The 26,825-nt window shown below is 64.8% G+C and carries 28 protein-coding genes and 1 pseudogene; 14 read left to right on the forward strand and 15 right to left on the reverse strand.

Annotation, left to right across the window (positions count from 1 at the left end; translation table 11 throughout):
- Window positions 1–82 precede the first annotated feature (82 nt).
- Window positions 83–976, reverse strand: a complete 894-nt coding sequence (locus tag ACVINW_RS32710; RefSeq protein ID WP_456755081.1) for a DMT family transporter — start codon at window positions 974–976, stop codon at window positions 83–85.
- Between the two features lie 815 nt (window positions 977–1,791).
- Between ACVINW_RS32710 and ACVINW_RS32715 the strand changes: the two genes are divergently transcribed.
- Both ACVINW_RS32715 and ACVINW_RS32720 read left to right on the forward strand, forming a co-directional pair.
- A complete protein-coding gene (locus tag ACVINW_RS32715) occupies window positions 1,792–5,571 on the forward strand; it encodes a vitamin B12-dependent ribonucleotide reductase (protein WP_456755082.1) in 3,780 nt (1,259 codons plus the stop codon).
- A gap of 147 nt (window positions 5,572–5,718) precedes the next feature.
- The gene (locus ACVINW_RS32720) at window positions 5,719–6,072 is read left to right on the forward strand and encodes a hypothetical protein (RefSeq protein WP_456755083.1); all 354 of its coding nucleotides are present in this window, start codon (window positions 5,719–5,721) and stop codon (window positions 6,070–6,072) included.
- A gap of 152 nt (window positions 6,073–6,224) precedes the next feature.
- Here the strand turns inward: ACVINW_RS32720 and ACVINW_RS32725 are convergent, their stop codons facing one another.
- Together ACVINW_RS32725 and ACVINW_RS32730 are read right to left on the reverse strand one after the other, a co-directional pair.
- Window positions 6,225–6,497, reverse strand: coding sequence for a DUF2312 domain-containing protein (locus tag ACVINW_RS32725; RefSeq protein ID WP_456756553.1), 273 nt, complete (start codon window positions 6,495–6,497; stop codon window positions 6,225–6,227).
- 336 nt (window positions 6,498–6,833) lie between these two features.
- Entirely contained in the window at window positions 6,834–7,964 is a 1,131-nt protein-coding gene (locus ACVINW_RS32730; protein WP_456756554.1) for a metallophosphoesterase, read from the reverse strand.
- 555 nt (window positions 7,965–8,519) lie between these two features.
- On the opposite strand from ACVINW_RS32730, the gene ACVINW_RS32735 reads away from it, so the two are divergent.
- Window positions 8,520–9,536, forward strand: coding sequence for an LLM class flavin-dependent oxidoreductase (locus tag ACVINW_RS32735; protein WP_456755084.1), 1,017 nt, complete (start codon window positions 8,520–8,522; stop codon window positions 9,534–9,536).
- Here the strand turns inward: ACVINW_RS32735 and ACVINW_RS32740 are convergent.
- The 4 genes from ACVINW_RS32740 to ACVINW_RS32755 all read right to left on the reverse strand — a co-directional run bounded on the left by ACVINW_RS32740 (window position 9,529) and on the right by ACVINW_RS32755 (window position 13,468).
- Window positions 9,529–10,713 carry a S1C family serine protease gene (locus ACVINW_RS32740; RefSeq protein WP_456755085.1) on the reverse strand — a complete coding sequence of 395 codons (1,185 nt, stop codon included), beginning with the start codon at window positions 10,711–10,713 and terminating at the stop codon, window positions 9,529–9,531. The genes ACVINW_RS32735 and ACVINW_RS32740 overlap by 8 nt on opposite strands.
- A gap of 170 nt (window positions 10,714–10,883) precedes the next feature.
- The gene (locus ACVINW_RS32745; RefSeq protein WP_456755086.1) at window positions 10,884–12,167 is read right to left on the reverse strand and encodes a cystathionine gamma-synthase family protein; all 1,284 of its coding nucleotides are present in this window, start codon (window positions 12,165–12,167) and stop codon (window positions 10,884–10,886) included.
- A gap of 184 nt (window positions 12,168–12,351) precedes the next feature.
- A complete protein-coding gene (locus ACVINW_RS32750; RefSeq protein ID WP_097675378.1) occupies window positions 12,352–12,612 on the reverse strand; it encodes a PepSY domain-containing protein in 261 nt (86 codons plus the stop codon).
- Window positions 12,613–12,745: 133 nt separating this feature from the next.
- A complete protein-coding gene (locus tag ACVINW_RS32755; protein ID WP_456755087.1) occupies window positions 12,746–13,468 on the reverse strand; it encodes an ROK family protein in 723 nt (240 codons plus the stop codon).
- A 680-nt stretch (window positions 13,469–14,148) separates the two neighbouring features.
- On the opposite strand from ACVINW_RS32755, the gene ACVINW_RS32760 reads away from it, so the two are divergent.
- Entirely contained in the window at window positions 14,149–14,439 is a 291-nt protein-coding gene (locus ACVINW_RS32760; RefSeq protein WP_456755088.1) for an alpha/beta fold hydrolase, read from the forward strand.
- Window positions 14,440–14,582: 143 nt separating this feature from the next.
- Here the strand turns inward: ACVINW_RS32760 and ACVINW_RS32765 are convergent, their stop codons facing one another.
- Window positions 14,583–15,236, reverse strand: coding sequence for an FMN-binding negative transcriptional regulator (locus ACVINW_RS32765; protein WP_456755089.1), 654 nt, complete (start codon window positions 15,234–15,236; stop codon window positions 14,583–14,585).
- An 85-nt stretch (window positions 15,237–15,321) separates the two neighbouring features.
- Entirely contained in the window at window positions 15,322–15,561 is a 240-nt protein-coding gene (locus tag ACVINW_RS32770) for a hypothetical protein (RefSeq protein ID WP_456755090.1), read from the reverse strand.
- Window positions 15,562–16,076: 515 nt separating this feature from the next.
- Between ACVINW_RS32770 and ACVINW_RS32775 the strand changes: the two genes are divergently transcribed.
- From ACVINW_RS32775 to ACVINW_RS32805, 7 genes are all read left to right on the forward strand, one after another.
- Window positions 16,077–16,250: a hypothetical protein gene (locus tag ACVINW_RS32775; RefSeq protein ID WP_016840760.1), complete on the forward strand. Its 174-nt coding sequence runs from the start codon at window positions 16,077–16,079 to the stop codon at window positions 16,248–16,250.
- 10 nt (window positions 16,251–16,260) lie between these two features.
- Complete coding sequence (gene pdxY / locus ACVINW_RS32780) at window positions 16,261–17,118, forward strand: pyridoxal kinase PdxY (RefSeq protein ID WP_456755091.1); 858 nt, start codon at window positions 16,261–16,263, stop codon at window positions 17,116–17,118.
- A gap of 18 nt (window positions 17,119–17,136) precedes the next feature.
- Window positions 17,137–17,763, forward strand: a complete 627-nt coding sequence (locus ACVINW_RS32785) for a LysE family translocator (RefSeq protein WP_456755092.1) — start codon at window positions 17,137–17,139, stop codon at window positions 17,761–17,763.
- A complete protein-coding gene (locus tag ACVINW_RS32790; RefSeq protein WP_456755093.1) occupies window positions 17,763–18,107 on the forward strand; it encodes a tRNA-binding protein in 345 nt (114 codons plus the stop codon). The genes ACVINW_RS32785 and ACVINW_RS32790 overlap by 1 nt, the downstream gene beginning before the upstream one ends.
- A 139-nt stretch (window positions 18,108–18,246) precedes the next feature.
- A complete protein-coding gene (locus tag ACVINW_RS32795) occupies window positions 18,247–18,477 on the forward strand; it encodes a DUF6894 family protein (protein WP_244063322.1) in 231 nt (76 codons plus the stop codon).
- 9 nt (window positions 18,478–18,486) lie between these two features.
- Window positions 18,487–18,660, forward strand: a complete 174-nt coding sequence (locus ACVINW_RS32800; protein WP_456755094.1) for a hypothetical protein — start codon at window positions 18,487–18,489, stop codon at window positions 18,658–18,660.
- Window positions 18,661–19,079: 419 nt separating this feature from the next.
- A complete protein-coding gene (locus ACVINW_RS32805) occupies window positions 19,080–19,316 on the forward strand; it encodes a hypothetical protein (protein WP_456756555.1) in 237 nt (78 codons plus the stop codon).
- A 112-nt stretch (window positions 19,317–19,428) separates the two neighbouring features.
- On the opposite strand, the gene ACVINW_RS32810 is transcribed toward ACVINW_RS32805, so the two are convergent.
- A complete protein-coding gene (locus ACVINW_RS32810; RefSeq protein WP_456755095.1) occupies window positions 19,429–19,950 on the reverse strand; it encodes a DUF1993 domain-containing protein in 522 nt (173 codons plus the stop codon).
- Window positions 19,951–20,090: 140 nt separating this feature from the next.
- Entirely contained in the window at window positions 20,091–20,276 is a 186-nt protein-coding gene (locus ACVINW_RS32815; RefSeq protein WP_128970955.1) for a hypothetical protein, read from the reverse strand.
- 175 nt (window positions 20,277–20,451) lie between these two features.
- Between ACVINW_RS32815 and ACVINW_RS32820 the strand changes: the two genes are divergently transcribed.
- Window positions 20,452–21,180 carry a class I SAM-dependent methyltransferase gene (locus ACVINW_RS32820; protein ID WP_456755096.1) on the forward strand — a complete coding sequence of 243 codons (729 nt, stop codon included), beginning with the start codon at window positions 20,452–20,454 and terminating at the stop codon, window positions 21,178–21,180.
- 60 nt (window positions 21,181–21,240) lie between these two features.
- Here ACVINW_RS32820 and ACVINW_RS32825 read toward each other — a convergent pair whose 3' ends face one another.
- The 3 genes and pseudogenes from ACVINW_RS32825 to ACVINW_RS32835 form a co-directional block, all read right to left on the reverse strand.
- The gene (locus ACVINW_RS32825; protein WP_074126738.1) at window positions 21,241–21,447 is read right to left on the reverse strand and encodes a hypothetical protein; all 207 of its coding nucleotides are present in this window, start codon (window positions 21,445–21,447) and stop codon (window positions 21,241–21,243) included.
- A 105-nt stretch (window positions 21,448–21,552) separates the two neighbouring features.
- The gene (locus tag ACVINW_RS32830; protein WP_456755097.1) at window positions 21,553–23,058 is read right to left on the reverse strand and encodes a serine hydrolase domain-containing protein; all 1,506 of its coding nucleotides are present in this window, start codon (window positions 23,056–23,058) and stop codon (window positions 21,553–21,555) included.
- A 356-nt stretch (window positions 23,059–23,414) separates the two neighbouring features.
- Window positions 23,415–23,928: pseudogene (locus tag ACVINW_RS32835) on the reverse strand (septal ring lytic transglycosylase RlpA family protein).
- A gap of 447 nt (window positions 23,929–24,375) precedes the next feature.
- Between ACVINW_RS32835 and ACVINW_RS32840 the strand changes: the two are divergent.
- Window positions 24,376–25,494, forward strand: a complete 1,119-nt coding sequence (locus tag ACVINW_RS32840) for a hypothetical protein (RefSeq protein WP_456755098.1) — start codon at window positions 24,376–24,378, stop codon at window positions 25,492–25,494.
- 140 nt (window positions 25,495–25,634) lie between these two features.
- On the opposite strand, the gene ACVINW_RS32845 is transcribed toward ACVINW_RS32840, so the two are convergent.
- On the reverse strand, window positions 25,635–26,264 hold the full coding sequence (locus tag ACVINW_RS32845) for a L,D-transpeptidase (RefSeq protein ID WP_456755099.1): 630 nt from the start codon (window positions 26,262–26,264) through the stop codon (window positions 25,635–25,637).
- Window positions 26,265–26,440: 176 nt separating this feature from the next.
- Here ACVINW_RS32845 and ACVINW_RS32850 point away from each other — a divergent pair, with 176 nt between their 5' ends.
- Window positions 26,441–26,821, forward strand: a complete 381-nt coding sequence (locus tag ACVINW_RS32850) for a hypothetical protein (protein WP_097675394.1) — start codon at window positions 26,441–26,443, stop codon at window positions 26,819–26,821.
- The last annotated feature ends 4 nt before the right edge of the window (window positions 26,822–26,825 follow it).

A 26,825-nucleotide genomic window follows, 5' to 3' on the forward strand; every position in this document is an offset into this window, starting at 1 on the left:
CAGCGCCGCGGCAATCCATTGCCTCAACAAGTGGCGAAATGGATTGCTTCGCTTCGCTCGCAATGACGGAGGAGAGGAAAGCTCACCGCGTCGCCAGCGCGACGCCGGCGAGCGTGAACAGCAAAGCGACAATCTGGGTCGGCCCCAGCGGCTCATGCAGCGCGACTGCGGAGGCGATCACGCCGATCACCGGCACCGCCATGGTACCGATCGCCGCCACCGAGGCCGGCAGGCGGGCCAGTGCTGCGAACCAGGCGACATAGGCGACGCAGAACTGGATCACGGTCGAATAGACCAGCAGCCACCAGCCCACCGCCGTGATGCGGTCGAGATGCGTGGTCTCGATCAGGAGGCCGATGATCGCGATCGGCACGCAGCCGAGGCCGATCTGCCAGGCCGCCGCCGGGATCGGCGGCATCACCAGCGGGTATTTCTTCGCCAGCACCGTGCCGAGCGCAAAGCCGAACGCGCCGCCGAGCGCCATGATGATTCCGGGCAGCTTCTCCGTGCTCGCGGAAATGCCGTTGCCGCCCATGATCGCGGCAAGCCCCGCGAACGCCATCACCAGCGCGATGGTGCGCAACAGCGTCGGCCGCTCGCCGAGCACCGGCCAGGCCAGCAGCGAAGCCCAGACCGGCATGGTGTAGGCGATCAGCGCGGTCTCGCTCGCCGGCAGCCAGAGCAGCGCGAGCCCCATCAGCACCATCCAGCCGGTGACGTTGAGCAGCGAATACAGCACGAGGCGCGGCCACAGCCTGGCCTCGACATGCAGGCTCTGGGCGCGGATCAGCGCCAACGCCGCCAGCAGCACCGCGCCGATGACGCCGGTGGTGCCGCGCAAGGTCAGCGGCGGCAGCTCGCTGAGCAGGAATTTGGTGGACGGCCAGTTGAATCCCCAACCCACGGAGGTGATGGCGAGGAACATCAGGCCGGCGGGCGCAAGGCGCGGCCGCCCGGAAGGCTTCTGGACTGTCATGGAACCCGGCAAGGGTGTGAAACGATGTGAGTCGGCCCCACCTTGCCCGCGATTTTGTCGCCCGACCATCACGCCGCTGACATGCCTGATCCGTAGTTTGCCCGTAGCCCTACGTGAGTCCCCAAAATTCAATCCGGGGCGGCGAATAAAAACTTCACCTGTGAACAGCGGGGCGAAACGCCAATCCACAGGGCTGAGGAATTTTTTTGGCTTGGGAATCCCTGAGGACTCACCGATAGTTGGCGCGATCACAGGCGCGGCACCAGCCCTGTTATCCCCCTCCCCTCCACCATATTTAGTGTTTGATTCAGAAACTCGTACTAGTCCTTGACGGGCGCAACGGACATGGCCTAGCTTTCAACCTGTTCGGCGCGAGTGTGTTTGGGTCCCCGCCGGTCGCTCCCACAAGGGTTCCAAAATGACCACTCCGCCAGGCCTTCGGGCCGCGGGTGAAGGGCTTGTCTGCCCTGATTTTGGGACGCCGACGGGGACGACGAACGGGCCGAGAAGGACCCGCAAACAGAGGCCGAAACCGGCCCGCAAGTGAGCGTACGCGTGACGTGTCGCGTGAGCGTTTGGGGCGTTGAATGCATGACCCGGAGGACCCGACCAGTCGGGCACCCCTTAGGGATTGTGCCGCCGCAGGGCCGGGCCAAACCGGCGCCGAGCGGACGAGAGAACAGGCCGGATCCACCGGCTGAGCTGCGGATGACGGGAGGCGTGCCCACACGTGTTCCGGACTCCGCGAATAGACAACATTCCGGCAACCTGCGGGGAAACGTGGGACCGGGCAGAAGAAGTGACGGGGCTCGACCATGCGAATCGAACGACGCAACACCACCAGCGGACAGTCTCCCTATGCCGGGATCAATTTCCGCCTGACCACCTCAGAGATCCGCAATCCGGACGGCTCGGTCGTGTTCCGTGCCGAGAACGTCGAGGTTCCGGAGTTCTGGTCGCAGGTCGCCTCCGACGTGCTGGCGCAGAAGTATTTCCGCAAGGCCGGCGTCGCCGCGCGCCTGAAGAAGGTCGAGGAAGAGACCGTGCCGTCGTGGCTGTGGCGTTCGGTGCCGGACACCGAGGCGCTCGCGAGCCTCCCCGAGAACGAGCGCATCGTCGGTGAGACCAGCGCCAAGCAGGTGTTCGATCGCCTCGCCGGCTGCTGGACCTATTGGGGCTGGAAGGGCGGCTACTTCTCGAGTGAAGACGATGCGCTGGCCTTCTTCGACGAGATCCGCTTCCAGCTGGCAAAGCAGATGGTCGCGCCGAACTCGCCGCAGTGGTTCAACACTGGCCTGCACTGGGCCTATGGCGTCGATGGTCCCGGCCAGGGCCACTATTACGTCGACTGGAAGACCGGCAAGCTGACCAAATCGAAGTCGGCCTATGAGCATCCGCAGCCGCATGCCTGCTTCATCCAGGGCGTCGGCGACGACCTCGTCAACGAGGGCGGCATCATGGACCTCTGGGTGCGCGAGGCGCGCCTGTTCAAGTACGGCTCCGGCACCGGCTCCAACTTCTCGAGCCTGCGCGGCGAAGGCGAAAAGCTGTCCGGCGGCGGCCGCTCGTCCGGCCTGATGAGCTTCCTCAAGATCGGCGACCGCGCAGCCGGTGCGATCAAGTCGGGCGGCACCACCCGCCGCGCCGCCAAGATGGTCGTGGTCGATGCCGATCACCCCGACATCGAGACCTATATCGACTGGAAGGTGAAGGAGGAGCAGAAGGTTGCGGCGCTCGTCACCGGCTCCAAGATCAACCAGAAGCATCTCAAGGCCGTGATGAAGGCCTGCGTCAACTGCGAAGGTTCTGGCGACGACTGCTTCGATCCCGAGAAAAACCCGGCGCTGCGCCGCGAGATCAAGCTCGCCCGCCGCGCGCTGGTCCCTGACAACTACATCAAGCGCGTCATCCAATTTGCAAAACAGGGCTACAAGGAGATCTCGTTCGACACCTACGACACCGACTGGGATTCCGAGGCGTATCTCACCGTCTCCGGCCAGAACTCCAACAACTCGGTCTCGCTGAAGGACGATTTCCTGCGCGCGGTGGAGACCGACGGCGACTGGAATCTGGTCGGCCGCACCACCAAGAAGGTCACCAAGACGCTGAAGGCCCGCGACCTCTGGGAGAAGATCGGTTACGCCGCCTGGGCGTCGGCCGATCCCGGTCTGCACTTCAACACCACGATGAACGACTGGCACACCTGCAAGGCGTCCGGCGACATCCGCGCCTCCAATCCGTGCTCGGAATACATGTTCCTGGACGACACGGCGTGCAACCTGGCTTCTGCTAATCTACTCACGTTCTACAGCACCAGCACAAAACGGTTCGACATCGAGTCCTACGAGCATCTCTGCCGGCTCTGGACCATCGTGCTCGAAATCTCCGTGATGATGGCCCAGTTCCCGTCGAAGGCGATCGCGGAGCTGTCCTACGAGTTCCGCACCCTCGGCCTCGGCTTCGCCAATATCGGCGGCCTGTTGATGACCATGGGCCTGCCCTATGACTCGAAGGAAGGCCGTTCGCTGTGCGGCGCGCTGACCGCTGTGATGACCGGCATCGCCTACAAGACCTCGGCGGAGATGGCCGCCGAGCTTGGCACCTTCCCCGGCTACAAGAAGAACGCCGCGCACATGCTGCGCGTGATCCGCAACCACCGCCGCGCCGCCCACGGCAACGCGACCGGCTATGAGGCGCTCTCGGTCAACCCGGTGCCGCTCGATCACGCCTCCTGCCCGCAAGCCGACATCGTCGCCCACGCCAAGCTGGCCTGGGACGACGCGCTGGCGCTCGGCGAGGTCAACGGCTATCGCAACGCCCAGACCACGGTGGTGGCGCCGACCGGCACCATCGGCCTGGTGATGGATTGCGACACCACCGGCATCGAGCCTGATTTTGCGCTGGTGAAGTTCAAGAAGCTCGCCGGCGGCGGCTACTTCAAGATCATCAACCAGGCGGTGCCGTCAGCGCTGCGTGCGCTCGGCTATCGCGAGAGCGAGATCGCCGAGATCGAGGCCTACGCCGTCGGCCACGGCTCGCTGTCGAATGCGCCCGGGATCAACGCCTCGACGCTGAAGGCAAAAGGCTTCACCGATGAAGCGATAGCAAAAGTGGAAAAGGCGCTGCCGACCGCGTTCGACATCAAGTTCGCCTTCAACAAGTGGACGTTTGGCGAAGATTTCATCCGCGACCAGCTCGGCATCGGCGCCGAGGCCATCGCTGCCCCCGGCTTCGACCTGCTCCAGGCCGTCGGGTTTACAAAACGCGAGATCGAAGCCGCCAACGTGCACATCTGCGGCGCGATGACGGTGGAAGGCGCCCCGCATCTGAAGGCCGAGCACTACCCGGTGTTCGACTGCGCCAACCCCTGCGGCAAGATCGGCAAGCGCTATCTCTCGGTCGAGAGCCACATCCGGATGATGGCGGCCTCGCAGCCGTTCATCTCGGGCGCGATCTCCAAGACCATCAACATGCCGAACGACGCCACGGTGGAGGACTGCAAGTCCGCTTACCTCTTGTCGTGGAAGCTGGCGCTGAAGGCCAACGCGCTGTACCGCGACGGCTCGAAGCTGTCGCAGCCGCTGAACTCGCAGCTGATCTCCGACGACGAGGACGAGGACGACGTGGTCGAGGCGCTCTACGAGAAGCCGATGGCCGCGCGTGCCGCCCAGGTCTCGGAGAAGATCGTCGAGAAGCTGGTCGAGCGCATCGTGGTGATGCGCGAGCGCGAGAAGATGCCTGACCGACGCAAGGGTTACACCCAGAAGGCGGTTGTCGGCGGCCACAAGGTCTATCTCCGTACCGGCGAATATGACGACGGACGGCTCGGCGAGATCTTCATCGACATGCACAAGGAAGGCGCGGCACTCCGCTCCTTCATCAACAACTTCGCGATTGCGGTCTCGCTCGGCCTGCAATACGGCGTGCCGCTGGAAGAATATGTCGACGCCTTCACCTTCACCCGCTTCGAGCCCGCAGGCCCCGTGCAGGGCAACGACTCGATCAAATACGCGACCTCGATCCTCGACTATGTCTTCCGCGAGCTCGCGGTGAGCTACATGTCGCGCTTCGATCTCGCCCATGTCGATCCGAACGAGTCTGGCTTCGACGCGCTCGGCAAGGGCGTCGAGGAAGGCAAGGAGCAGCCGGAAGAAGCGCCGCAGCACCAGGCGACGAAGTATCTGTCGCGCGGCCTCACCCGCTCGCGCACCGACAACCTCGTCATCATGCGCGGCGGCTCGGCCGCGGTGAGCCAGAACGCCGACAACGCGCCGGCCGGCGGCAACCGCGTGACCTCACTGGCCTCGCACGGCGCAACCGCGCGCGGTGCCTCCGACACCGTCGAGGGCGCGGTCGCCCTGAAGCAGGAAGTCAGCCACGACCTCTCGCCGACCGAGAAGCTCGAGGCCCTGCAAGCGTGGAGCAAGCCCGGCTCAGCCGCAGCCGCCACCCCGTCCAAGGCGGAGCGTCGCGCCGAAGCGAAAGCAAAAGGCTACGAAGGCGAGATGTGCTCGGAGTGCGGCAACTTCACGCTGGTGCGGAACGGGACGTGCATGAAGTGCGATACTTGCGGAAGCACGACGGGGTGTTCGTGAGACGCGGCCAGTATTGCTGTATCGCAACACTCTACTTTTGTTGGGGGCGCGTCATCCCCTGCCCCCAACAAATTCACTAGACATCCTAACTAGAGTTGACCTACCCTCGTTAGTTGTCCGCGCCGCAACCGACAACCATCTATCAGCATGTCAAAACTCATTACTTCAAGCCAATTTGTCACCGGGCTGCTGTGCGCGCTGAAACTACGTGGCGTCAGCAAGCTACGCCTTATCGGATCACAGACGGATGCCGCTTTCGCCCAAGCTTACGAAGACTTGGTTGAAAGGATGAAAGAGTTAGACGTAACCCCCGATTTCTCCTTGGCAACCGACCTCTTTCATGGGGACTCGGAGACTTTACGCGAAACCCTCTATGCTGCACGGCAGAAGGGAATCGTGTCGATCAACAATCCCAGCTTCAAGACGGTGGAGATCGAGGTGGATGACGCAGAGGCCGAAGAGTTTTTGCGACGGTTACTGCGTCGGCGCCGGAAGGAGTGAAGCAGAGACTGAGCTTCGTAGCCGCAGCAAGCGGAGGGCGGATTAGCCGCACGCGCAATCCGCCCCTTGGCTCGCAACAGTTTCAGCGGGTTACGCTTCGCTGACCCGCCCTACTCGCTGTAGATTGCGGAAGCACATCGCCTCCGCAGACCTCACGCCGCTTTCGCGGTCTTCTCTCCCGCCGGCGCCGTTTCCATTGCGCGCATGTAGAGATCGAGCAGGCTTTCACGTTCGTCGCGCTCGTCCTGGTCCTGCTTGCGCAGCTTGATGATCTCCTTGAGGATCTTCACGTCGAAACCTTCGCCCTTCGCCTCCGAGAAGACTTCCTTCTTCTGCTCGCTGAGTTCCGCCATTTCGGCGTCAAGGTTCTCGATCCGCTCGACGAAGGAACGGATTTTTCCGCCGGGAATGGTGATGTCGGACATGGTGCCTCCTGCTGAATGAGGTCGTGAAAATGCAAGCAAAGAGATGACCAATGTCTTAAGCATGCGCGAGCGGGGCGGAATGTTCATGGCTTGAACCATGCGTTGCTTCGCTTCGCTCGCAACAAGACGAGGAGCACAGTTCGGACAAATCATGTCGCGAAGACGCGAAGCTGTGCCCTCACCCACGCTGTCATCGCCCGGCCTGTGCGCAATTGCGCACATGGACCGGGCGATCCAGTACGCCGCGGCTTCTCGATTCAAGCATCGGCGTCTCTGGAATACTGGATCACCCGCTTTCGCGGGTGATGACACCGGTCTAGCCGTTTGACGCGTGAATCAGGTGGACCTGACATCAGCCGCACGCAACGTGATCCGCGTCAATTCGGAGGGACGGCCGAGCCGCAAGGCAAAGCCCGGCCACAGCGCGGTGCCGTTGTTGACGTAGAGCGTCATGCCGTCGACGTCGTAGCGGCCCGAGACGAAGCCGGCGTTGGCGCGCGCGGCGAGGCGGTCGATGCCCCAGATCAATCCGCCATGAGTGTGCCCGGAGAGTTGCAGGGCGACGCCGTGCGCCGCGGAATTGCGCGCGTCGGCCGGCTGGTGGTCGAGCAGGATGACCGGCGCGCCCTTGGGGACGCCGTCGAGCACCGCGGCGAGGTCGCGGACGGGATGCGTCCGGTGGCGCGACGCGCGGTCGGTGATCCCCGCGATCACCAATTGGCCGCCGCCGCGTCCGAGCACGATGTGCCGGTTCTCGAGCGAGCGCAGGCCGAGCGCTTCGTAATGCGCCATCCAGCCGTCATAGCCGAAGATATATTCGTGATTGCCCGAGATCACGTAGACGCCGTCGGCGGCGATCAGGTCGGCCAGCGGCGCGATGTCGCTCCGCCGCGCATCGATGCTGCCGTCGATCAGGTCGCCGGTGATCGCGATCAGGTCGGCGCGAAGCTTGTTCGATCGCGCGACGACCTCACGCGCCCATGACGCGGGAAACAGCCGGCTGATATGCAGATCGGTCAGGTGCAGGATGGTGTAGCCGTCGAACTCGCGCGGCAGTCCAGGGATCGCGACCTCGACATCGTGCAGCGGCGGAATGCGCATCGCCTGATGGACGCCGATCGCGGCGGCCGTGGCCGCCAGCGCGAGTAGCGCGTAGCGCACGCCGTCGGGCACGCCGACGAAGCCGCCGTGGATCACCGCGGCGACGATCAGCCCGACATCGAGCGCCAGTTGCAGCAGCGCCAGCAGCATGACCGCGCCGAACGCCCAGTTGAACAGCGCGACCACCGGACGCGGAAACTCCGGCGTTAACACCGATCCCGACGACAGCCTGTTCCAGCGGTGAAATTGCAGGGCGACCAGCACCAGCACCGCGGCGACGATCTTGGCCGCGAGCGGCCAATCGAGCGGCCAGATGAAGCGGGCCAGGATCAACAGACTGGTCAGGCCGAAGATGAGCTGGGGAATGGGTCTCGCTCCGGATCGGATCGTTGGCCACGCGGTTGGCGCTCCGCGAAGGTAGGGCGGATCGGCCGCAGACGGTAGCTGCCATCATGGACACATTTTCGGCAAGTCGCGCATCGCTGGAACGCCCTGCGCGCGCAGCTTTGCCCCGGGAGAAAGGCTGACGCGGCCGCAGCTTCGCGGGCGGGCCGCCAATGGCCGTGCGGAAGCCGGGGGAGGTCGCCAGGCACCTCCGTCACCGCCCTCTCCCACCGTCGCGTGGGGCGGGCAGCCTGCACAATTTCGGAATAATGGAAAAATACCGCTGAGTTGCCCGACGTGTCAAGTCGCTTTTCAACGTCCCGGCGGCCTCCCGCCTCCTTTGCATGGGGTTGTTCTCGCTGTTTTGGACTCGCAGCCCCGCGTCGTCTCTTCGGCGCGTTCCCGCGGCCGGCGGATTGACCCACACCGCGGCCGTATCCATATGCATCTGCATGAACCGGCCGCCTCGCCGGTTCGCACCCACCCCGGACACAGCCAATACCATCGGCTCCCCGTCCCAAACGCTCCGGAGCTCCCGTGGCCGCCCTCTCCATTCTCGATCTCGTCCGCGTCACCGAGGAAACCGACGCGACCGGCGCGCTGTACAATGCGCGCGATGTCGCGCGCCATGCCGAGGCGCTGGGCTATCGCCGGATCTGGGTGGCGGAGCACCACAACATGGCAGGCATTGCGAGCGCTGCGACGTCGGTCGTGATCGGGCATATCGCGGCGGGCACCAACACCATCCGGGTCGGCGCCGGCGGCATCATGCTGCCGAACCACGCGCCTTATGTGATCGCCGAGCAGTTCGGCACGCTGGCGCGGCTGTTTCCGGGCCGGATCGATCTCGGCCTCGGCCGCGCGCCGGGCACCGATCAGCTGACGCTGCGCGCGCTGCGCCGCACGCCGGAATCCGCCGAGAATTTTCCGCAGGACGTGCTCGAGGTGCAGGCCTTCCTCGCCGCCGCCGGTCCGAACCAGCGCATCCAGGCGGTGCCGGCCGCCGGCACCGACGTGCCGCTGTGGATTCTCGGCTCGAGCAATTTCGGCGCGATGCTGGCCGGCGAGCTCGGCCTGCCCTACGCCTTCGCCTCGCATTTCGCCCCCGAGCTGTTGAACCAGGCGCTGCAGATCTATCGCGCCCGCTTCAAGCCGTCGGAACAGCTACAGCGCCCCTACACCATGGTCGGCGTCAACATCATCGCCGCCGACACCGACGCGGAAGCGCGGCGCCTTGCGACCACGCAGCAGATGTCGTTCACCAACATCTTCCGCGGCGCGCGCGGCCTGAGCCAGCCGCCGATCGACGACATCGAGACCTATTGGTCGCCGTCTGAGAAAGTCCAGGCGATGCGGATGCTGGAGCGCTCCATCATCGGTTCGGTGGAGACGGTGCGTGCCGGCATCGATGCGCTGGTCGCGGAAACCGGCGCCGACGAGCTGATGATCGTCTCCGACGTCTATGATCACCAGAAGCGGCTGCGCTCGTTCGAGCTGATCGCCGAGGCTGGTGGGATCAAGACGGGCGGAATTAAGACCGGCGGAATTACTTGAGCGCGCCGCCGGGCGCCTGCGACTGCGCGAGCTTGCCCACGGTCACGTTGAGCGAGTTCTGCGCGTTGTCGCGCACCATCGACAGCTTGACCGAACTGCCCGGCGCCGCCGCATAGACCTTCTTGGTCAGCTCGTTCGCGCTCTTGATCGGCTCGTCATTGACCGAAGTGATCGCATCGCCGCGCTTCAATCCGGCCTGCGCTGCCGGGCCGCCGTTCTGGACGCCGACCACGACCGCACCGCGGAGATTGTTGGCACCGAGGCTCTCGGCAACGTCGGGGGTGATCGATTGCACCTGCGCGCCCATCCAGCCGCGCGTGACCGCACCCTTCTCTTTCAGCTGCGGAATCACCGTCTTCACGGTGTCGGCGGGGATCGCGAAGGCGACACCGACCGAGCCGCCCGAGGGCGAGACGATCATGCTGTTGACGCCGATCACCTCGCCCTGCGCGTTGAAGCTCGGTCCGCCGGAATCGCCGCGGTTGATCCGCGCATCGATCTGCACGAAGTCTTCCGAAGGCCCCGTCTCCAGATCGCGCGCACGCGCCGAGACGATGCCGGCATTGACGGTATTGCCGAGTCCGAATGAATTGCCGACCGCGAGGATCCAATCGCCGGCGCGCGGCGCTTGATCCGCCATTTTGACGTAGGCGAAGTCGCTCCGTCCATCGACCTTGAGCAGCGCCAGATCGCTGACCTGGTCCTTGGCCAGGACTCTCGCCTTGTAGATCTTGTTGTCGCTGGTGCGGACATCGGCGGTGTCGCTGCCCGCCAGCAGGTGATTGTTGGTCACCGCATAGCCGTCCGCGGAAATGAAGAAGCCCGAACCGATCGAGGTCATCTCGGTTGGCGTCGACGTCGAGCCCGGACCACGCTTGCCGGGACCCGGAACGATCTTCCCCGGCATGTCCTGATCGGATCCGTCCGGCGCATCGGACTGGCCCGCAGAGTCGTCATCGTCTGCCGCCACCACCTTGGCGGCGACACCGATCACGGCAGGCCCGACCTTCTCCGCGAGGTCGGCGAAGCCGCCGGGACCGGCATCAGCGCCATGATCCGCAGGCGAATTCGCAGGCTGCGCGTGGGCGAGACTTGCGATCACGAACAATGCCGACGAGACGGCGGCACCGATCAGTGACGTACGAAGGCCGGCGAAAGCCAAGGTTCCGTGAATCATTGTTCGCATCCGTGGTTGGATCAGCCAGCTGCTGAGCGAGGCGCGACGTCGGCGGACCGTCCCCGCACGCGGCGGGCCGCACTACCGAGCGACCGATGCTAACGGAGCGCGGAGCAGACCGTTCCACCGATTCCCGAGATCATCGCGAACCTGTCCGGCTCACGACCTTTTCACGCCTTGCTCAATGCCTGTGCGATGTCGGCGACGAGATCGGACGGATGCTCGATCCCGATCGAGAGCCGGATTGTGGTATCGAGCACGCCGATCTTCTTGCGGATATCGGCGGGCACGCCGGAATGCGTCATCGTGGCCGGCAGGCTCGCCAGCGACTCGGTGCCGCCGAGGCTCACCGCGAGCTTGAAGATCTGCAAGCTGTTGAGGAATATCTCCGCGGCCTGCTGCCCGCCCGTGATGTCGAACGAGAAGGTCGAGCCGGCGCCGCTACTTTGGCTCGCGAACACCCGCCCCGCTGCCGATGCCGCATCGTGATGGCCGAGATAATGCACCTGCGCCACCTTGGGATGGTCGCGCAGATAGTCGGCGACGATCCGCGCATTGCGGTCGGCCTTTTCCATGCGCAGGCTCAGCGTTTCCAGCGAACGGCTGATCATCCAGCAGGAATGCGGATCGAGCTGGGTGCCGATCGCGCCGCGCAGTGCCTTGACGTCCTTCATCAGCTTCTTCGAGCCGAGCGCCGCGCCCGCGATCAGATCGGAATGACCGCCGACATATTTGGTCAGCGAGTACAGCGACAGATCGGCGCCATGCTCGATCGGCCGCTGAAACACCGGCCCGAGCAGCGTGTTGTCGCAGGCGATGATCGGGGTGAAACCCTGCGCCTTGCCGATCATGTCGGCGACGCGTCTGGTCAGCGCGATGTCGACCAGGCCGTTGGTCGGGTTGGCCGGCGTCTCGATGAAGATCATCGCGACACGGCCCTTCTTCATCGCCTCCTCGGCTGCGGCGCGGACCACGCCTTCGTCGAGGCCGTCGGCAAAGCCCACGGCCTGAATCGAGAACGCCGCCAGCGTCCTGGTGAACAGCGTCTCGGTGCCGCCATAAAGCGGCTGCGAATGCAGGATCACGTCGCCGGGCCGCGCAAAGGCGAACACCGTGGTCGAGATCGCCGACATCCCGGAGGAGAACAGCGCGCAGCTCTCGGTGCGCTCGTAGATCGCAAGCCGATCCTCGACGATCTCGCTGTTCGGATGATTGAACCGCGAATAGACCAGCCCCGCGCCCATGCCTTCCGGAGGCTCGCGACGGCCCGCGACGAAATCGAAAAAGTCCTTGCCGTCCTCGGCGGTCCGGAACACGAAGGTCGAGGTCAGAAATACCGGCGGCTTGACCGCGCCCTCCGACAATTGCGGATCGTAGCCGTAGTTGAGCATCTGGGTTTCCGGATGCAGCAGGTGGTTGCCGATGTGGGTTTTGGATGGAAACGGTTTGGTCATGGCCGGTCTCCTTGTCGCGGGACCGCCGCGGCTCGCAGCAGATTCCCGGAATCTGCCGCCAGCATAGCGCACCTTTATGGCGTTCGGCCAAAGCGCGGCATCGAACATTCTGGATAACGAACGGCCGGCGAAGCGCCCCGCGCCGCCGGCCGTTCAAATCGCTCACGCCGGGTTGAAGACGCCGCTACCAGCCGCGATCCACGTTGCGCACCTCGCCGGTGCGCGCGTCGACATCGACCTGCATCCAGCGCCCGAGCCGGTCACGGCCCTCGACCTCCCACTCATCGCCGAGGAATTGGGTGTTCGACACCGTCACGACGCCGATGCTGGTCGCCACGTCGAGTGCCGCCTCCATCGAGATCTGGCTGCCGGAATCATAGGCCATCGCCGGCGTCGCAGCGCCGATCGCAAGAGCCGCGATGGCGGGAATAATCAAGCTTCGCATGGTTCACTCCTCATGGAACGGGATGTTATGCCGCATAAAACGAGCGGTGCACCCGATCAGTTCCAGGAACCGCAACATCGGAACAGCACGAAACTTCGGCAGTCGCGGCAGTTTCGTGGCAGTTTCGGTTTCATCAAGGCGCGCCGCGCGGCTTGCGCGTTGACTGCTTCCACAACCGGAAGCCGCCCTCGAATGCGTTGGCGTTGTCGCCGAACCGCACCTTGGGCGGCGGATTGTCGACCTTGTCGGCATTGCCGCCGCCGAGCACGATGTAGTCCGGCTCCAGCGCGGCCGACAGCCGCGCGATGACGTCGTCGACGCTCTTACGCCATTTCTTGCGGCCACGCCGCTCGAGGCCCGCGGCCCCGACATAGTCCTCGAACGTTGCGTCTTTGCGGTACGGCAAATGGCCGAGCTCCATCGGCTCGAACACGCCGTCCACGATCATCGCCGAGCCGAGCCCGGTGCCGAGGCCGAGAAACAGCATCCGCCCGCCCTGGTAGCTGCCGATCGCCTGCATCAGCGCATCGTTGACGACCTTGACCGGCCGGCCGAACGCTCTGTGGAAAGCGAAGCCGGCCCAGCCGCGGCCGAGATTGTGCGGCTCGGCGAGCGGACGGTTGTGAACGACCGGTCCGGGATAGCCGATCGAGATCACGTCATAGGACCAGTCCCCGGTCAGCGCCTTGACCTGCTGCACCATCTCGATCGCGGACAGAGTCCGCCCCGACTCGAATTCGCGCTTGATGCGCACCTTGTCGGTCATCACCTTCACATGCGTGCCGCCGATGTCGATCGCCAGCACGATCCGCCGCGATGCCGGCTTCTTCCTTGTCCTGGTTGCCTTCTTGACCATCCATCCGCTCTTTCTTCTGCGTACCAAGTGGAGCAGAGAAACGCATTGCACGCCACAGCGCCGTTCTGCATCTGACTCCAATTTGTTCGCGAGGAACGAATCGGAATCGAGAAAATCGACGCGGCTCAAGCGTTAACAACATGCATACGCAAACGGTGCCCGCGCAATCGATCTTGTGCCATCGTGGGATTATTGCGCCCGACGCGGAGCATCATCGAGCCCGTCGCACATGTTGCAAGCGCTGGCCTCTCTGACGGCGCGGCCGGCGCCGTCACAGACGCGTTCTCCGTTCGACTCCATTTCGTTCGCGCAGAACGAATCGGAATCGAAAAATCGGCACGAAGCGATTCTTAACAACACGTTTGCGCAATTTGCGCCTGGCACGTTTCGTAGGGCGGATTGGCACAAGCACACCACCTCGCCTCTCACCGCCCACGCTTGGCACGGAGCCGTTTGCCGTCCGGCCCTGCGCGTCGAGTGAGCCGCCAATCTCCGAGATGACGTCAAAGCGCCTCCGCGACGGGTCCGTGCGCATGCTGGCGATGGCGGGCAGAGATCGCCAATCACCACCCGCGGGACCACCTCTTCACCGCCGGCAAGCTGGTGGCGTAGGCCTTCAGCAGGTCGAATTCGCGCAACGTCGCCCGCGCCCGTGCACGATGCTGGCTGCGCCAAATGAGATGGTCGACGAATTCCGCAGCATGGTACTCACCACGCCGCCACGCGGGCTCGCCGGCTGCTTTACCGCGCTGCGCGATGTCGATCTTCGCCGGGTGATCTCGCTGATCGCGGCACCGACGCTGGTCATGGGCGGCGAGAGCGACACCGTCACACGGGCCAGTCACAGCGAGGCGATCGCTGCAGCAATCGCCCATGCCAAACTCGTTCTGCTACCCGGCGTTCACATCCTCAACGTCGAACAAGCGGATCGATTCAACAGCGAGGTCCTGAGCTTCCTGGTTGCCCCCTGACTATGTTCCCGATCCGACTCCATTTTGTTCGCGCAGAACGAATCGGAGTCGAGCAAACCAGCGCAAAGCGAATCTTAACAACACGTTTGCAAGTTCGTTGGCCGAAGGCGTAATCCCGCGATCCGAGCAGGAAAGATGGCGGGTTACGCTTTTACGCGACCCGGCTCATATTCAAGCTCCGGTCTTAACGCCCGCATCTTCTGCGCCAACCTCCGGCTTGCGGTTTCCCCGGCCTGCGTCAGGCGGTTGACCAGCGCGACATAGTCCGCGTCGCTCTTGTGCTGGTTGAGCTTCGATTGGCCCTCGATCTCGTCGACGACGATGTCGATCACCCGGATCCCCGCCAGCATCTGCTCGCGCTTGCCGGGCTCCATCTGCGTGAGATCCCAAGGCTGCTTCGGCAACCGAGCCTCGGCGGCCGCAAGCAGCGCATCGCCATGGCCGCGGTTCTCGCCGTGATCGCGCAAATGCGCGACGCCGGACAGATGCACCGCCTCGTAGAGCCAGGTCGAGACATTGTCACGCGAAACGTACCAGTCATTCGAGATGTAGGCGTCGTCGCCGGAGACGATGAGCAGGAAGCGCCTGACGCCGTCGGCGAGCTCGACCAGCGGATTGTTCGCGGTGAGATGAATCTGCACGACCACCTGACCGTCACGCCGCGCGATCACGAACGGCACATGCGAGGCCCGCGGGCCGCGCGCATCGGCGGCGACGATGGCGCCAAAACCGCGCGCCGCCGCGAAGTCCAGCGCGCGGCCTTGCTCGATGCGAAACTGGGGACGAAGGATGTGCATGGCGGCGGCGCTCGCAGCTGGAGGGAGACGACCCAGCGAGGCTAGCGCAACTTTTGCCGGAGATCACCGCCATGCACCGTCCGGCTCAGCAGATCATGGCGTTGTCGCCATGGTCGCAGACGCCGCCCGGCTGGTCGCGCGGCAGCGCCTCGGTGTCGCCGAAACGCTGCGCCTGCATGTGCGGCGGAGCGCCGCTCCAGTGGCTGGCGGCGCGGGCCCTTGCGAACCCATAAGGGCCGGCCAGCGGCATGTCCCGCGCCATGGCTGACGTCGTCAACATGGCGAGCGCAACCAGGCCAGCCGCGATATGTCTCATCGCAGTCATCGAACGTCTCCGGTTGGATTCAACAGGATGGGACCATCTCGCCGGCCTGCCGAAGCATTCTCGCTGCTACCATGACGGATGGCGCGGCCGATTATTCCGCTCCGACGCAGCGAATTCGCGTACTCTGCGGCACGGTTCGACACATTCGATTGATCGGAACGTGACCGGCGGCTGGAGAAACATGTCGCGAGGAGTTCAAGGCTGCGTCCTCACTCTCACCTGTCATCGCCCGGCTCGACCGGGCGATCCAGTACGCCGCGGCCTCTCGGCCCAAGTACTGCTGCCTCAAGTCCTGCTGCCTCTGGAATACTGGATCACCCGCTTTCGCGGGTGATGACACCGGTGGTGTGGCAGTCGGATCACGAGCCATCCACTGCCGTCGTCCTGGCGGAAGCCACGACCCATCACCCCGAGTACCGGCCGTTGCGCGACGACGGCGCATGTCCGCCGTTGAACTGACCGCAACCGGCGGGTTACGCTGTCGCCGATCACGCAGCTCCGCTGGAAGGACCACCATGAACGGCAATCGATATTATGGCGTCCGCGTCGAGGGCGCGAAATACGGTGTGGGGTTCGGCTCGGCGCTGGCGATTGCGATCTCCTACACCAAGAACCATTCGATCCTGTGGGCGATCATCCACGGTATCCTGGGCTGGCTTTACGTCATCTACGCCGCGCTGTTCGGGTGATGCGGACAACATGAGCGTCATCTCGATCCAGTCCCAGGTCGCCTGGGGCCATGTCGGCAACAGCGCTGCCAGCTTTCCGATCCAGTTGCACGGCATCGACGTCATCGCGGTGCCGACCACGCTGCTCAGCAATCGGCCGGGCTATCCGACCATCCGCGGCCGGGTGCTCGACGTGCAGCTGGTCGCCGACCTCCTGCGCGGCGTCGAGGAGCGCGGCGCGATCGAAGCGGCGCGGATGATCCTCTCGGGCTATCTCGGCTCGGCCGACATCGCCATGGAGGTTGCCGATTTCGTCGCCCGGGCCAAGGCGCAGAATCCGGCCCTGCTCTATTGCTGCGATCCCGTGCTCGGCGATCGCGACCGCGGCATGTTCGTGCGACCGGACATCCCACCGCTGGTGCGCGACCAGCTCTGTCCGCTGGCCGACATCATCACGCCCAATCATTTCGAGTTCGAATTTCTGTGCGGCGCGCGCGTCGCGACGACCGATGACGTCGTTGCACAGGCGCGCACGCTGATGGCGCGGGGGCCGGCGACCATCGTCGTCACCAGTGCCGAGCTTGCCGGCACGCCCCATGGCGAGATCGAGACGCTGGCAATCGAGCGCACGGGAGCCTGGCGCGTGCGCACCCCACGCGTGCCGATCAGCCCGTCCGGGACCGGCGACCTGTTCGCCGCGCTGTTCGTCGCCGCCCGCCTCCGCGGCCTTGCGACCCCGGAGGCGCTCGGCCATGCCGCCTCAGGCATCCACGGAGTGCTGGAGCGCACGGCGCAGCGAGGAACCGAGGAAATGCGGATTGTCGAAAGCGCCGACGTGATGCGTGATCCGAAGCCGCGCTTCGCGGCCGTTGCGATCCCTGCATCCTGACATCCGGGAACACATTCCATGATCGACCTCACCACCCTCCTCACCTACGCCGCCGTCGTGCTCGGCCTGTTCCTGATCCCGGGTCCGGCCGTGCTGCTCGTGCTGGCGCGCTCGGTCAGCGGCGGGCCGCGCGTCGGCATCGCGACCGGGTTCGGCATCGCGCTCGGCGACCTCGTCCACACGGCGATGGCGACGTTCGGCCTGTCGGCCGTGCTGATGACCTCGGCGCTGGCATTCTCGATGGTCAAATATGCCGGCGTGATCTACCTGATCGTGCTCGGTGTCCGCGCGCTGTTCGAGAAGAACGACGATTTGCACTTGCCTACCTCGCAGCCGGTCGATCCCAGGCGCGCGTTTCGGCAGGCGATCTGGGCCGAAATGCTCAATCCGAAGACCGCGCTGTTCTTCCTCGCCTTCCTGCCGCAGTTCGTGCATCCCGGCCACGGCTCGGCCGTCGCGCAGTTCGCGACGCTGGGCCTGATCTTCGTCGTGATGAGCGCGGCCTACACCTCGCTGCTCGCGCTGGCCGCCGGGCAGATCAGCCCGTGGATCCGGCGGCATCGCCGCATCGGGCAGTGGCAGGGCCGCGTGGTCGGCACGATCTATATCGCGCTCGGCATCCGCCTCGCGTTTCAGGAGCGCTGATGTCTCCGCTCAAGCCACAAGCCACTTATGACGATTTCGCCCGCCTCGACATCCGGATCGGCAAGGTCGTCGAGGTGCAGCCGTTCCCCCGTGCCCGCAATCCCTCGTACCAGGTCGGCGTCGATGTCGGGGCCGAGCGGATCATGTGGTCGAGCGCGCAGATCACGAACTACGAGCCGGCGGCGCTGATCGGCTCGCTGGTGGTGTGCATCTGCAATCTCGGGCCGAAGAATATCGCGGGTTTCACCTCGGAACTCCCGATCCTCGGCGCCAGGGACGCCGACGGCCGGGTGATCGGGCTCGGCCCGCGCAGCCAGGTTGCGATCGGCGAGCCGATTTTCTGACATTGCAGAGATCACGGCCGCGTGATTCAAATCGTCTGGAATCCCCGTAGTTTACCGATGGGGGATCACCCGGATTCTCGGAAGCTTCGCGCACTGCTATTGCAACGCGCGAGAATCGCTTCGGCATGGGAATCGGAAGATGTCTGCAGTTTTCTTTCACTGCTCCGACGACAAGCACGTCATCCTGGATCGCATCGGCGCTGCCATGGACCTTTCGGAGGCACGGGTGCATGCGGAGCAGCTGGCGCGCAGCTTTGTCATGACACCGAGCGTGGAAGACTGGCGCAACTGGGCGGTCCACGTCACCGACGACATCGGCACTGAGATCTTTGAACTGCCGTTCACCGCCATACTCGGCGAGCTGCACTGAGGGCGCACCATGAACGCAATGGAACTTGCTCTGCGCCCGCTTCGCCGCCGCCTCGCCCATCTTATCGCGCGCTGCGTCCTTCTGATCGACGGCGTCGTCAACCCTTATCGCCCCGAGCTGTATTACATGCGCGGGCCCGGCCCGAAGTGCCGCGCCAGGCAGCAAGCCGTATTGCGCGACTAGAGCGTTTTCGAGCGAAGTGGATACCGGTTCGCGTGAGGAAAGCGCGTCAATACAAGAGTCTAGAGCCCCGTTCCGACCGGGAAAGGCTCTAGGTCGCGGCGTCCAGGACGAGAAAAGGCCGGCGGGCGTTACGCCACCGGCCTTCTCCTGCAGCTGCCGGTTCCCGGAGTCCGGTTCCGCTGCGATTCCAACTGGGCTTAAGCTTGCGACGACAGCTTTAATCAAATCTTAACGGCATGGCGGTGAGCTACCGCACAGGACTCCTTCGCCGTGCTGCGTACCGCGTGCTCCAACGTTCATCGTGCGATGCGCTGCACATCGTTTTTGCGCCAATCGCTCGTTGATTGTGCGCCACGCATCTTAGGGAACGCACGACTCAGTGTTACCCTGTGATGCAAACCGAAACGGAGAACTTCGGGATGCCGTACTACACCTTCGATCTTGTGGTGGGGGACGAGTTCCGCAATCAAGGAACAATCATCCTCGAAAACATCAGCCTCGCCTCCGATCGCGCCGATCAGCTCGCCAATGAGCTGTCGCAGGTCAAGCCGGAGCTGAAGGCACGCGGTTGCGCCGTGCGCGTCACCGACATTGACCGGCACGAGCTGTATCGGACGCCGCTCGATCCGGTGCCGCGCTGGCCCAGGACGGGCTAGCGTCCACGCCCGAAACATGCGCGGATCGCGCTCGTCAGCGCGCGGAAGTGGTCTTGTCGCGAACGGCGGCTGACGTTGCCACCGCTGCAAGATCGGTTGACGCGTCGTTCGATCACTTCTTCAGATTCAGCCGGCCGATGAAGTCGCGCTTGCCGAGCGGCGCGCCCTTGTGACGCAGGATGTCGTAGGCGGTGGTCGCGTGGAAGAAGAAGTTCGGCAGCGAGAATGACATCAGGAAGCCCTCGGCGGTGAACGGCATCGACCGCTCGCCGACCTTGAACGTCACCTCGCGCCCGAGCAACGCATTGACCGCGTCCGGCGTCAGGGCCGACAATTCGCTCTGCGCGTCCTTCACCAGCGCTTGCAGCGCGGCGTAATCCAGATCGGGCTTGCCGGACGGGGGCACGAACACGCCGTTCTTCGCCGCCTCCATCGCGCCGCGGGAATGATGCGCGAGCGAGACCACCTGGAAGCGGAGCGGCAACATATCCGGAAACAGCCGGGTCTCGACGATCTCCGCGGGATCGACTCCGTTCGCCTTGAAATGCGCGAGGCTCTTCTCAAGAAAGCCCGCGGTGGCGCCGAGGATCTGCAGATAGTTGGCAACGGTCGCGTCGTAGAGTGAAAAGGTCATGGCGAATTCCCCCAGATAGAATTTGTCTGCTTGCCGGAACACAGTTCCCGGAAATTCGGGGGAAGGCAAGCTGCACTGGGGGGCGCAAACCAAATGGTCCGGCGCGCAGCGCCGGACCATTTGGTGAGGCATCGTCCGCGTCAGCTCTGATGCGGTCCGCGCATCATCTTCAGGGCATCCTCGATATGGCGCCAGTCGCGGGCGTCTTCGGTCTCGCCCTTGCGCTCGCAGGCCACGGCATTCTGTGCGGCCTGCGCGATTGCCTCGGGGCCGTGCTTCAGCAACATCTGCCGCGCGATGGTGTGGATCTGCATCTCGGCTATCATGACGCTCTCCTCGGCTGTCTGACGCCGCAGGGACAGGCGTTCGGCGTATCCCGCGGCGCTGACATCAGAAACCGCCGAATGCCGTGTCTGGTTCCCGCGCGCGATACAATCAGCGGTTCCCACGCGCCGCCGCGGCGGTTACAGAGAAGCAACCAACGTCCCTTCCCGAGTGGCCATGGCGCAAAACATCTATGACGATCCCGGCTTCTTCGCCGGCTACAGCCAATTGCCGCGGCAGGTCCGCGGCCTGCTCGGCGCGCCGGAATGGCCTGCGATCCGCGCCATGCTGCCTGACGTCGCGGGCAAGCACGTGGTCGATCTCGGCTGCGGCTTCGGCTGGGTGTCGCGCTGGATGCGCGAGCAAGGCGCCTCCGGCGTGCTCGGCATCGATCTGTCGCAGAACATGATTGATCGCGCCAAGACCATGACGCAGGATCCGGCCATCACTTACGAGATTGCCGACCTCGAAACGCTGGAGCTGCCGAAGGCGACGTTTGATCTCGCCTACAGCGCCCTCACCTTCCACTACATCAGGGACTTCGACCGGCTGGCGCGCATGCTGGTTCGCGCGATCGTTCCTGAGGGGCATCTGGTCTTCACCATTGAGCACCCGATCTACATGGCGGCCACCCGTCCGGACTGGCTGCAGGACGCAGACGGCCGCAGGACCTGGCCGGTCAACCGCTACTTCATCGAGGGCGAGCGCAGAACGGATTGGTATGTGCAGGGCGTGCTGAAATATCACCGCACCATCGGCACCACGCTCAACGCGCTGATCGGCGCCGGCTTCACGCTGCGCCGTGTCGAGGAATTCTGCCCGACGCGCGAGCAGATCAAGGCGATGCCTGAACTCGCCGATGAACTCGAACGGCCGATGATGCTGCTGGTGTCAGCGCAGCGCTAGCGCCTGATCCGGAAAAGTGCGAAGCGGTTTTCCGAAGAGATCATGCGCAAACCAAGAGGATCACGCCGCAAGCAGCTTGTCGAATTCCTCGGGCGGGTATGATTTGCCGTCCTTGTCGGTGATCACCACCTGCCATCCCTCGCTGGCCCAGACCCTGGCCTTGGCGATGATGATGAAGGTGCTCTCCCGCTCGATCCTGACCGTTTCGTTCTCGCGTTCTGCGATCATCTTGTAGGCCAACGCTTGTCCCTCGCCGAGGTCGTCCATCCGGCGGTGTGATGGCAGCGGCTTTGGGCCGCAATTCGCTGGGAGTGTGACAATTTGGTGGAAGCCCCGCCGCAAGATTCGGCAGGCCGCAATTTACGGTCGCGGCTACGCCAGCTTGCCCATCAAGGTCGGCATATCCAGCGCCGACGAGTTGACATTGACGCTGCGCGCGAACCGCATCTGCGGTCCCTCGAAGGTGCAGGTCACGGTGTCGCGGAACGCTGACTCGACGAACGTCCAGGTCATCACGAAGGTACGCAGGTCGCGCCAGCTGCCGCTCGCGACCACCCGCATCACATCGGGCTGATACTCGTGATGCAGCTTGTTGCCGGTCATCGTCGTGGTGCCCTCGCGCGGCGCGTCGAGACCGACGTCGATTGTGTGGGTGCCCCTGCCATCCTCGAGCGTGAAAGTGCAGGTCTTGTCGCCGAAGCTGAGATTGACCGATTTGATCGCGTCGGCGTTCTCCGGCATCTGCCAGGTCTTGCCGGATATCTGCGCGGCGACCGGCGACGAGGCCGGCACCAACGCCGGCAACAATTGCAAGCCCGCGGTGCGCGCCTTCAGCTTCTCCGCGTCGGCATCGTTCTTCGCGACAGTGCCTGCGAACATCGCCGGGAAATGTCGGAACACCAGTCTGTTGAAACCGCTGCGCTGCGGAATGCCGGCCGTGATCGCCAGCACGGCATTGTGCTTGGGGAAGACGAAGCTGAGCTGGTCGAACAGGCCGTCGGCGTAGAACGTCTCGGGCCCGATCCACCATTGATAGCCGTAGGTGTCCTTGACGTGCGGCTGCTGCACCGCCGCCACCCAATCGGCCGGCAGCACCTGCTTGCCGTTCCACATGCCGTTCTGCGCGTACAGGATGCCGAGCTTGAGGCAATCGACCGTCTTCCAGCTCAGCCCGTTGGCGCCGGGCGAAATGCCCTCCGGCCCGACCGGCCATTCATAGCCCGAGACTCCAAGAGGGTCGAAGAAGCGCGGCTTCAGATAGTCGGCGACGGTCTCGCCGGTCGTCCTGGTGACGATCGCGGACAACAAATAAGTCGCCGCCGAGGTGTAGACCCATTTGGTGCCGGGCTGGTAGACCACCGGAATCTTGAAGAACTCGGCGACCCAGCTGGTCTTGATCGGCCGCCACGCCGACCCCGAGGTCATCGAGGCATGGCCGGTGCGCATGGTCAGGAGATCCTCGACCGTCATTGCCGCGAGCTTGTCGTCGACCACAGCCGGCAGCTTGTCCTTGAAGAACGACACCGCCTTGTCCTGCAAACCGAAGCGCTTGTCGGCCATCGCGAGCCCGACCGCGCTGACGGTGACGCTTTTGGTCAGCGAATGCATCATGTGGTTGCGGTCGGCGCGATACGGCGACCACCAGCCCTCCGCGACCACCCGGCCGTTGCACCAGAGCATGAAGCTGTGCAGCTCGTAGCCCTGGCGGTCGACCTCATCGAGGAAATCGAGGATCGCGGATGGCGCGATGCCCTGCTCGTCGGGCCGGCCGCGCGACAGCCCGTCCGCGAACGCGGTCTCGGCCTGCGCCGTCGCCGCAGTGCCGAAGTGTCCCTCGGGCGCCAGCACGACCGCAGCGCCACCCAGGAACAGTTGCAATGCTCCGCGCCGAGACGGCTGACCTGATGCGATGCCGTCAGTTTCTTGATTGTTGTTGGGCATAGGCCGTCCTCCGAAAGCAGAACGGAGGTTAGGTTTCCAGCCGGTCGTGTCAACGCACGCGGCGCGCAAGCCTCCCAAAAGAAAAATCCCGCCTTGGCGGGACACTCCAAGGCGGGGAAAGGTTCGTTTGGGTAGAAATCCACGCGCCTTAGAAAATGACAAGCGCGGGGAAGTAGCGGCACCAATTCTATTGGCCGCCATCGCGCCGGCAACAGGATTAAAGCGTCCTCAGCGCCGGGACTTTTTCCCGATCCGGCCGGCAAAAATCCCGAACCTTGCGTGCGCGCTCCGGTTCACTGCACCACGTCGAGCCTGACATTCGCGACGCCCTTGCCGATCATGCCGAGCGATTGCGCGGCAGAATAGGAGACGTCGACGATGCGCCCGGGAACGTATGGCCCACGGTCGTTGACGCGCACGGTGACCGAACGGCCGGTCTTGACGTCGGTGACGCGCAGCTTGGTGCCGAACGGCAAAGTCGGATGCGCGGCAGTCAGTTCGCGTCCGTCGAACTTCTCGCCGCTCGCAGTCTCCTGCGCGTCGCTGTAGAAGCTCGCCATGCCCTGCGATGCGGTCCTGGTGTCGCCGCCCCTTGCGCGAGGCATAGGGCGCGTGCTTGCGCGCGGCGGCCACATGGGTGCGCGAGGCCGATGACGCCGCCCGCACCGGCTCGGTCGATGGCGGCCGGCTCGCCAGCGCTTGCGAGCGCTGACTGACAACCGAGGACTGCGCGCAGGCCGCGAGCGACGCCGCGCCGATCACGACGGCGAACAGCCGGAGCGGCTTTCGCGCTTGAGCAAACAGGATGACGGGCGCAGCACCATGCGCACCGCGCTTGACCTCGACGTACGACATGACTGCATCGTCGCGTACCATGTTGCATCCCCAACTCGCGCCCCAGCCCAAGCCGAAAATCCAACCTCCAATGAGCCGAATCCAATCCGGGCGGAACGGTGGCGGAGCGCGGTCGGACGTGCCGCACGCCACGCGATTTCCGGCCAGGTGTGGTGGATACGCCACACAACCCAGGCGCTTGCGCTGGGAATGCGGTCCGGTGCCGCGCGCACATGCAGATGGACGCGCGCGCCGTCGGCCTCCGGTTTCGGTTCCCGAAACTCCCCAACCTCTCCACCCTCTCGCCTTGCTTTGGTCAAACCGGACTGGAGTCGTGGGGCCCGGGCCAGGGGTCGAAACAGAGCGAGGATTCGCCGGCCGCCATTTGCGGTTGACCTTGGACTGAAACGGGGACCGCCAATGCAATCGACACTTAAAGACGCTGATCCGCACGATATTTTCGCGATCGAACCGAGCTTCGCCGCAACCCGCCCGGACAATGCCGCAGCGCCCGCACAGCAGGCCGGCAAGGTAGCCGGGCAGCGCGAACCGTGGTTCGGCCCGAGCCTTGCGCCGTCGAGCCTTGCACCGTCGAGTCTCGCACCGTCGAGCCTTGCGCCCTCGTCCGCACCGCCGATCGCATCCGCCGCTGCGGTCGCCTCGGTGCCGCCGGTCACGCCGATATCAGCGGCACCGGTGCCCCCGGCGATGCCGGAATACAGCGCCAGCCACGATGGCAGGCTGGACGACATCAGGCTCGAGCGCGCGCCGCGTCCCACCAACAAATGGGCGATCCGCGCGTTCTGGTTCGTGTTCGCGATCGCCGGCGCCATGGGCACCGCGGCGTGGCAGCACTACGGACATCGCGTCAAGCAGGTGGTGGCGGAGTACGTGCCTCAGATCGAGGCCCTGACGTCGCTGCTGCCCGGCAAGACGGCCGCTGCTTCCGACCAGGCGACCCCGCCCACAGCGCAAGCCGCTGCCGATCAGCCGGCGGAAGCCGCTCCGGCCGCTGCGCCGCAGGACGTCGCGACGGGCGCGCCCGCTCCCGCCGCAGCCCCCGTTGCCGCAGCGGCTCCGGTCGCGCCCGCCACCCCGGCGGCGCCAGCCGCAGGTGCACCTGACCAAACGCAATTGTTGCAGTCGATGGCCCGCGACCTCGCGTCGATGGGGCAGCAGATCGAGCAGCTCAAGGCCAGCATCGACCAGCTCAAGGCCGGCCAGGATCAGCTGACCCAGCGTGTCGCTCGGACCACTGAGACCAGGGCCGTCGAACCGCGGCCGGTCCCGCCGCGCCCACGCGCGGCGATCACGCCGGCGGTCCCCCACACCGCGGTTGCTCCGCCGCCGGTGCGTCGGCCCACCCAGGCCTACATCCCGCCGCCACCGCCGGCCTCAGCCGCGCCGCTGCCGGCGCCGGCTCCAGTCGCCCCGCAATCGGCCGTCACACCGCGGCCCGTGCAGTCGCAGCAGCAGTCCAGTGTTGTTGACGCAGATGACGGCGGCCCGGTGGTTCGCCCGCCGATGCCGCTGCGCTGACGGGACTCGCAAAAGTCGGGTGGATTAGCGCAAGCGTAATCCGCCCCCTGGCCTGCGATGATGGCGGATTACGCCTCCCGCCTTCGCTCGTTGAGCTACGGCGGACGCAGTCGGCTAATCCGCCCTACGTTCTGGCGGCCTTACGCGCTCTGTCCCGGCGGCAGCACGACCACGGTCGCGCCCGGCTTGACGTGCTGGTAGAGGTCGATCACGTCGGCGTTGTTCATGCGGATGCAGCCCGAGGAGATCGCCTGTCCGATATATTCGGGCTGGTTGGTGCCGTGGATGCGGTACAGCGTGTCCTTGTTGCCCTGGTAGAGATAGATGCCCCGGGCTCCGAGCGGATTGGCCGGTCCCCCGGCGACCCGCTTCGGATACGGTCCGAGCCGCTCCTGGATGTCCTGGGTCGGAACCCAATCGGGCCACTCCGCCATGCGGCCGACCGTAGCGACGCCGGAGAAGGCCATCGCCTCCTCGCCGACGGCGACGCCATAGCGGATCGCCTTGCCGCCCGGCAGTACGTAATAGAGGTAGCGCGCGTCGGTATCGACCAGGATTGAACCTGGCTGCTCCTTCCGCGTGTAATCGACAATGTGGCGCTGGAACTGATCCGGAATCTTGGCCTCCGCATAGGGCGGATGCGCCAGCAATTGCCGATCACGCGGCGTCATCGCGGCATCCGTCACCGGCGACAGCGTCGCCTGCATGCAGCCGCCAAGCGCAAGTGACCCTACCAGCACCGCAGCAAGCCCCAATTTCGACACGATCATTCTCCCCTGCGTCAACTTGTGGCACTTGCTGCCGAAATCGTGCTGAAATCGTGGCAGCGCCGGCTGGAACACGGCTGTTTGATCGGTTCCTTCGGCAGGTGTGTCCTGGCGGTTGCAGTCGGTTCCCGCGGACGCTAGCCTTGCGACAAAATGTCTAAAACATCGGGAGGAATTCGATGCGTTACGCTTTGCTGATCGGCGGCCTGATTGTCGCGGCGACACCGGCCCACGCCGATCCGCGCGCAGCCTATGTCACGATGGTGCTGCAGGCTTTTGCCGCCAAGGTCGAATGCCCCGGCACCGACCTGGTCTATCAGGATCTCGTGCAGCGCGCGCAGGACATGCACCTGCCCGACGGCACCACCGAGCAGGTGCGCAAGGCGATCGCCTTCATGCACACCGGCGGCAAGATGGGCGAGAAGCAAGCCGACGATCTGATGACCGAAGTCGCGATCGCAACACAGTCCACCGACCTCGACCAACGCCGCGCCGGCAGCATGACGACATGGTGCCAGGACCAGAAGTCGCGGCTCGCGGGCTACATCAGGACGAAGTAGCAGA

It is taken from the genome of Bradyrhizobium sp. USDA 4461 (genome assembly GCF_054055655.1).